Source organism: Arenimonas malthae CC-JY-1, from assembly GCF_000747075.1.
Lineage (GTDB): Bacteria > Pseudomonadota > Gammaproteobacteria > Xanthomonadales > Xanthomonadaceae > Arenimonas > Arenimonas malthae.
The window spans coordinates 1-6,983 of sequence record NZ_AVCH01000045.1 but is presented as its reverse complement, the minus strand read 5'-3'; the positions used below and the strand labels follow the sequence as shown (position 1 = coordinate 6,983).

Annotated in this window: 4 protein-coding genes; 1 reads left to right on the top strand and 3 read right to left on the bottom strand. The window is 70.9% G+C overall.

What is annotated here, in order from left to right; genetic code table 11:
- Window positions 1–98 precede the first annotated feature (98 nt).
- Complete coding sequence (locus tag N790_RS03350; RefSeq protein WP_043800715.1) at window positions 99–1,442, bottom strand: ATP-binding protein; 1,344 nt, start codon at window positions 1,440–1,442, stop codon at window positions 99–101.
- A gap of 66 nt (window positions 1,443–1,508) precedes the next feature.
- Between N790_RS03350 and N790_RS03345 the strand changes: the two genes are divergently transcribed.
- On the top strand, window positions 1,509–2,168 hold the full coding sequence (locus N790_RS03345; protein WP_043800713.1) for a rhomboid family intramembrane serine protease: 660 nt from the start codon (window positions 1,509–1,511) through the stop codon (window positions 2,166–2,168).
- 148 nt (window positions 2,169–2,316) lie between these two features.
- Here N790_RS03345 and rapA read toward each other — a convergent pair whose 3' ends face one another.
- Window positions 2,317–5,163 (bottom strand): RNA polymerase-associated protein RapA, encoded by a 2,847-nt coding sequence (gene rapA / locus N790_RS03340; RefSeq protein WP_043800710.1) that lies wholly within the window; start codon window positions 5,161–5,163, stop codon window positions 2,317–2,319.
- A 1-nt stretch (window position 5,164) separates the two neighbouring features.
- A partial coding sequence (locus N790_RS03335) for a M13 family metallopeptidase (protein ID WP_043800707.1) occupies window positions 5,165–6,983 on the bottom strand: 1,819 nt, incomplete at its 5' end.

Sequence of the window (6,983 nt, the reverse complement as noted above, 5' to 3'; positions counted from 1 at the left end):
CGGTGAAGAACCAAAAAAAGGCCAGACCGGGTTCACCACCCAGCTCGCCAGCGCCGTCGGGCGCGGCTCGTCAGGGATCACATAGCGCACGGTGCTCATTACGGCTTGCCGTGTCGGTCCAGGAATGCCAGGACTTCGTCGTACTGGCCTCCTTGATTTGCGTAGCGTGCGTGGTTGCGTGCCGTCGTCAGCCATTCGAGCGTCGTAGGGCGCAACTGCCCCAAGGCTCGCTCGAGATGAGCCATGGAGAGCGGGCATTCGCGCCCGGCATCCATCGACTCCTCGATGGCCTCGTCTACCGCCGTTTCCACTAGGTGCCTGAGGTCGGCGCCTGAGAAGCCGGGCGTACGCCTGGCCAGGGAAGCGACGTCGATGCCAGCCTCGCTGGGCCTCCCTGCAAGCTCAAGGCGAAGGATCTGCTCGCGCGCCGGCTGGTCCGGCGGAGGCACGAAAAGCACGCGGTCGAACCGGCCTGGGCGACGGAAGGCGGCATCCACTGCCCACGGCACATTGGTGGCGCCCAGGACCAGCACCCCGTTGTTGCCTTGGGCAAACCCGTCTAGCTCGGTGAGGAACTGGCTGACCAGCTTTGCCGTGCCGGCCTCGCGTGAGTGCTGCCGCTTGCCGCCAAGGGCCTCCACCTCGTCGAAGAAGATCACGGCCGGTGCGCGCTCGCGGGCATGCTCGAACAGCGCGTGCAGCTTGCGCTCCGATTCGCCGATGTACATGTCGAGCACGTCACTGATGGCTACGTTCAGGAAGGTGGCTCCGCATTCCCCCGCAGTTGCGCGGGCAAGCAGTGTCTTTCCGCAGCCAGGCGGACCATACATGAGAATGCCTCCACCGGCACGGCGACGGAATCGGTCGAACAGCGTAGGCTTTAGGAAAGGCGTGATGATGCGCCGGCGGATTTGCTGTTTGACCTCATCGAGGCCGCCAACGGCGCCAAATCCGATTCGCTCTGCCACTGGCTGAAGTAGCCTTGTGGCTTCCTCGCGACCGGTGTCGTCGTTGGCAACGCTTGTAACGCCGTTCCGCCGCGCTTGGCCAAGCGAGACCACCTTTCCTTCGAGTTGTGCCGCGAAGCCGGGGTCGTCCATCGTAGGGTTCACGGCCAGGGCCCTGTCGTAGGCCTCACGGGCGCGGGCACGGTCGCCCGCAGCAAGCAACTGGCGGGCCTTCACAAGACTGGCCGTGGCGCTGCCCGTCGGCGCCAGGGCCTGCGCCTCGTCCAGCCGACCCTCACGCGCGAGCAGGGCCGCGCCAGCCTCGGCCAGGGCCGTATGGGCATCGAAGCAGGTGCCCTCGACCTCCAGGACGGAGGCAAGCCGCTCCGCATCGCCGGCATCAATACAGGCGCGCAGCACCATTCCGGCCAGGATCTCGTTGCCCGGCGATGCGATCAGGGCCTGGACGAGGTCGTCGATTTCATTGGAGGTCATTTACTCGCGCAACCCGGAGGCTTGTGTGCAAAATGGACACCCGATTGTGGACCAAGCCGAGGGCCCATGCACCTGCCTCCCCTGACGATCAAACTGCTGTGGGGCGTAGTTGGCCTGCTCGTACTCCCATTTTTGGTGCCGCGCGAATCAATGGCTCAACTGATGCTGTGGCCACTAGGCGAGGCCACGGTGTTCGCTCCGGGCGGCGACATCGTGCGCCTTGGATTTATGCCCTGGCAGTTGGTCACGCACGTGCTGATCAACCCGGGATTCGGGGGCCTGCTCTTCCTTGGCCTGACGCTGGTGTTCTTCGGTGCGCAGCTCGAGCAGATCTGGGGCACGCGAAAGTACAGCCAATTCTTGCTCACCGTGACGCTCGGTGGCGGGCTTTTGCAGTTGCTGCTGATCAGCATTGGCCATGCCGCGGGCTTTCTGCCTTTTGCGCCAGTGGCGGGCGCCAACGCTACCCTCTACGGCATCCTGTTCGCCGTGGCCTACCTCAATCCGAACCAGCGAGTGATGTTGTTGATCCCGCCGATCCCTATGCGGATGCGCAATCTCGTTATCGCACTGGTGGCCTTCGAGCTCGTCTTCGGCGTGTTTGGTTCGAGCAATGGACTGGCGCACATAGGCTTCCTTGGCGGCATGCTGGTGGCCTGGCTGATGATCCGCTACTGGCGCGGCCAGCCGCCGTTCAAACCGCGCGGGCCGCGCCTGGTCCGCTGAGCCCGAGCGACGCTTTTTTCGCACGCCCGGCGCCCTGCTTCTGCTGTAGGAGCGGCTTCAGCCGCGAAGCTTTTCGCGAAGGGCTTCGCGGCTGAAGCCGCTCCTACAAGGGGCGGCGGTGTGGGCGGGGAGGCCGCCAGGCGCAGGCCTAGCGGCGCAGCTGCAGGAAGTCGGTGCTGGCCACCAGGCGCAGGCTGTCCAGGCGCGGGCGCGCCGTGGGCAGGGCGGCCAGCACGGCGTCGCGTTCGGCTTCCAGCGCGGCGATCTCGGACGGGCGCACCGCCGGGTTCACGCGCGCCAGGGCGCGCAGGCGGGTGATTTCCGCGCCCAGCCAGGCCCCGGCCTTCGCCACGGCTTCTTCGATGCGCAGGCGCGCGGCTTCGTTGGCCGCGTCGCGCGCGCGCTCGAGCATGGGCGGCACCAGCGCCGCCAGCACCTTGCGCTGCGGGCCCAGGTCGAACACGCGGTCGCCGGCGCGCAGCCGCGCGCGTTCGCCCGGGGCGAAATCGGGGCGCAGCTGCAGGCGCGTGTCCACCGCCACCGACAGCGGCGCCGGCGGCAGCCAGCGCTCGATGTCCAGGCCGCGTTCGGCCACGCACTCGAGCACGTTCACCGCTTCCATCACCACGGTGCGCGGCGGCAGGCTGTCGTCGACCAGGAAGGCGGCGTTGCCGCTTTCGCCCGACACCAGCAGGTCGAGCGCCGACAGCACCAGCGGGTGGTCGGGGCGCAGGTAGAGCAGGTCGTCGCGCGACAGCGCGGTGGCGCGGTCGGTGGTGCAGGCGCGCGGGCCCTGGCGCAGTTCCTCGAAGCCGTCCACGGTGAGGTGCTCGGGGTCGAGCAGCCAGGTGTTGGCCGACAGCGGTTCGTTGTGCACGCCGAAGCTTTCCAACAGGCGCAGCGGGAAGTCGTCCATGGCCGCGTGCGCGTCGTCTTCGGCCAGCGCGCGGCGCAGGCCGTCGTGGTCGCCGTGGCCGCGGCTGCCCAGTTCGAGCAGGCGGTCGCGGCCTTCCGCGATGATGCGGGCCAGCTCGGCGTGTTTGTCGCGGCTGCGGGCGATCAGTTCGCCCAGGGCCGGCTCGCGCGCGTCGGCGTCCTGGGTGGCCAGCTGCAGCAGCTCGGCGCCGAAGGCGCGCAGCAGCTCGCGGCCGTCGGCCAGCACGCCGCGGAAGGCGTCCAGGCCTTCGTGCAGCCAGCGCTGCAGCACTTCCTGGGCGCTGCCGGCCACGGCCGCCACGTGCAGGTGCACGTCGCCGCGCTGGCCGATGCGGTCGAGGCGGCCGATGCGCTGTTCCAGCATGTCAGGGTGCAGCGGCAGGTCCCAGAGCACCAGGTGCTGGGCGAACTGGAAGTTGCGGCCCTCGGCGCCGATTTCGCTGGCCACCAGCAGGCGCGCGCCTTCCGGGTCGGCGAAATAGGCGGCGTTGCGGTCGCGCTGCAGCAGGTTCATGTCTTCGTGGAAACGCGCCACGGCGATGCCGCTGCGCAGGCGCAGGGCTTCCTCCAGCGCCTGCACCTTGGCGCGCGAGCGGCACAGCAGCAGCACCTTGCCGGGCGCGACTTCGTCGAGCACGCGCAGCAGCCAGTCCAGGCGCGGGTCCTTCGCGTAATCGTGTTCGGGCTCGTCGTCGGTGTCGCCCACGTCGTGCGCGAATTCGGCGCGCAGGCGGCCGAGCAGGGTGGGGTCTTCCGGTGCGTCGAGCAGCTCGACGTGCGGGATGCGGGTGGGGAAGCCGCCGACGGCCGCGCGGCGGTTGCGCACCATCACGCGGCCGGTGCCGTGGCGGTCGACCAGGTCGGCCAGCAGCGCCTCGCGCTCGCCGTCGTCGCCTTCGGCGATGCGGCCGAGGCGGCGCGCCAGGTGGTCGTCTTCGCCCGGGAACAGCTTCGCCAGCGCCTGCACGTCGCCGGCGGTGAGCGCCTCGCGCTCGAGCAGGCGCTCGGCCAGCGCCGACAGCGCCACGTAACCGCGCGATTCGGCGCGGAAGGCGTCGAGGTCGGTGTAACGCGCCGGGTCGAGCAGGCGCAGGCGGGCGAAATGGCCGCCCAGGCCCAGCTGTTCCGGCGTGGCGGTGAGCAGCAGCAGGCCGGGCGTGCGCGCCGACAGCGCTTCCACCAGCGCATACCCCGGGCTGGCGAACTCCGGCGTCCACACCAGGTGGTGCGCCTCGTCCACCAGCAGCAGGTCCCAGCCCGCGGCCAGCACCTGGCGCGCGCGCTTCTCGTGGCTGGCCAGCCAGTCCACCGAGGCGATGACGCACTGCTCGTCCTCGAAGGGGTTGGCCTTGGGCTCGGTCATCTCCAGCGATTCGCAGCGCTCCTCGTCGTAGATCGAGAAGGCCAGGTTGAAGCGCCGCAGCAGTTCCACGAACCACTGGTTCACCAGGCTCTCAGGCACCAGCACCAGCACGCGCCGGGCGCGGCCGCTGGCGAGCTGCTGGGCGGCGATGAGGCAGGCTTCGATGGTCTTGCCCAGGCCCACTTCGTCGGCCAGCAGCAGGCGCGGCGGGCGGCGCGAGGCGGCGGCCTCGGCCACGCGCAGCTGGTGCGGCACCAGGTCGATGCGCGCGCCCAGCACGCCCCAGCCCGGGTGCGCGCGCGCTTCGGCGCGGCGCTGCAGGCACTCACGGCGGAATTCGAACTGGTCGTTGCGGTCCACCCGGCCCGAAAGCAGGCGCGAATCGGCCTGCGACACCGGCTGTTCGGCGTCGAGCTCGCCCTCGGCGTGGCAGTCGTTGCCGCAGACGTAGTGGATCAGCTGCTCGCGCAGCTCGGCGCGGTCGACCAGCTTGTCCTGGCCGCCCACGCGGATGCGCTCGCCCGGGCGGAACACCGCCCGCAGCAGCGGCGCCGAGCCCAGTGCGTACATGCGCACCACGCCCGAGCCGGTGAAGACGATCTGCACCTGGCGTCCGGCCAGGCGAAGCACGGTGCCGAGCCCGAGCTCGGGTTCGGCGCTGGAGAACCAGCGCTGTCCGGGGAAAAAAGGATTCACGTCAGCGCCACAGGGAGACCTGCTCCTTGGCCGGTTTCTGCATCGCCACGCGGCCCTTGCAGGCGAAGGCCTGGCCGAAGGCGGGGAAGTTGGCCAGCGGGCCGTTGACGCGCCACTTCGCCGGCGCATGGTTGGCCGTGGCCTGCGCCGCGGCGAGCGCGGTGGCCTTGTCCTGGCGCGCCCACAGGCCGGCCCAGCCGGTGAAGAAGGCCTGCGCGGCCTTCGTGTCGGGCGTGCCCTGCGCATTGAGCGCGTCCCAGGCGAACTCCAGGCCGGCCAGGTCAGCCTGGTTCTGGGCGAAGCTGCGGGTGCCGTTCACGCGGGTGGCGCCGCCGGTGGCGGAGTAGGCGTTGTACTGCGCCACCAGCGGTGCGGCGCGCTTGCCCCAGGCGGTGGCGTCGGCGCCGTCCCAGGCCTGCAGCGAGAGCGCGAGCTGCTGGCCGAGCAGGGCGCCGAAACCGCCGTAGTCGGCCGCGTCGTTGCCGTCGCCGATCACCGGCGGCTGCAGCGTGGACGCGGTCACCACGAGCCGGTTTTCCTTCGGCATCCAGGCCACCAGCGGCTGCCACTGCTCGGCCGGCCAGGCGAAGCGGGCGCGCACCAGCGCGTACTTCATCAGCCAGCGGCGCAGGGCCATGGCGTTGCCCGGCAGGTCGTCGCGCCGGAAGACCAGGTCGTCGAACACGTTCGAAGGCACGTCCAGGCCCACCTGCACGTGCATGGCTTCCAGCCGTGCACGGGCCTTGGCCTTGCCGTCGGCGCTGAGCCAGGCGGCGCGGTCGAGCGAACGCAGGGCGCTGGCGCGGATTTCTTCGGCGATCGCCTGGGCGCGGCGCTGGCGCGGCACCGGCAGGAAACGTTCGGTGTAGGCGGCGTCCAGGAATTCCGGCAGGCGCTCGAGCAGCATCTGCCGGGCGCGCACCGCGCGCGGCGTCGGCGCGGCCTGGCCGGCGAGCGTGACTTCGTAGAGCTGGGCCCAGGGGCCGTGGAAGGCCTGGCCCAGGGTCGGGGCGGCTTCGCGCAGCACCTGCGCGCGCAGGTAGGTCTTCCACTGCTCGGGCTTGGACTTGGCCAGCAGCTGGTCAACGGCGCGGAAGAAGGCCGGGCCGGTCAGCGCGACCTGGCTGGCCTTGAGGCCGTGCGCGGCGAGCAGGGCGCCCAGGTCGAGGCTGCCGGCGACCTTGTCGGCGTCCTTCATCGCCATCACCTGGAACGGCGTGCCGGCGGCGGTGGCGCGGGCCAGGGCCGATTCCATCTGCCAGACCTGCTCGGCCTCGGCGGCGGCCTTGCCGGCCTTGCTGCCGCTGTTCTGCAGCCAGGCCGCGAGCGCGGCCTTGTAGCGCGGGGCCAGCGCCTGCACTTCCGGTTCGGCCGAGGCGTAGAAGCCGGCGTCGGGCAGGCCGAAGCCGCCCGGGCCCAGCTGGGCGTAGGGATTGCCCTGGGCGTCGCGCAGCACCTTCAGGTCCACCACCACCGACATGCCGGCGGCGTGCAGGGCGACGATGGCGGGCATCACGTCGCGGGAGCGGCGGATGCCGTTGATGGTGCGCAGCAGCGGCTCGATCGCCTTCAGGCCGGCGGCCTCGATGGCGGCTTCGTCTTCGGCGCTGGCCAGCAGTTCGGCCAGGTGCCGCGACACGGTGGCGCCGGCCGGCGCCGTGGTGGCGGCCAGCACCTGGTCGCGCTGGCCCTGGCCGAGCGCGGCCAGCTGGTCCCAGCGGCTCAGGCGGTCGGCGTTGGCGGGCAGCGGGTTCTGCGCCAGCCAGGCCGCATTGGCATGGCCGTAGAAGTCGGCGCAGGCGGCGGGGGCGGCCGGCGCG

Coding starts and splice junctions, on each gene's coding strand:
- N790_RS03350 (WP_043800715.1), bottom strand. CDS start 1,442: ATGACCTCCAATGAAATCGACGACCTCGTCCAGGCCCTGATCGCATCG.
- N790_RS03345 (WP_043800713.1), top strand. CDS start 1,509: ATGCACCTGCCTCCCCTGACGATCAAACTGCTGTGGGGCGTAGTTGGC.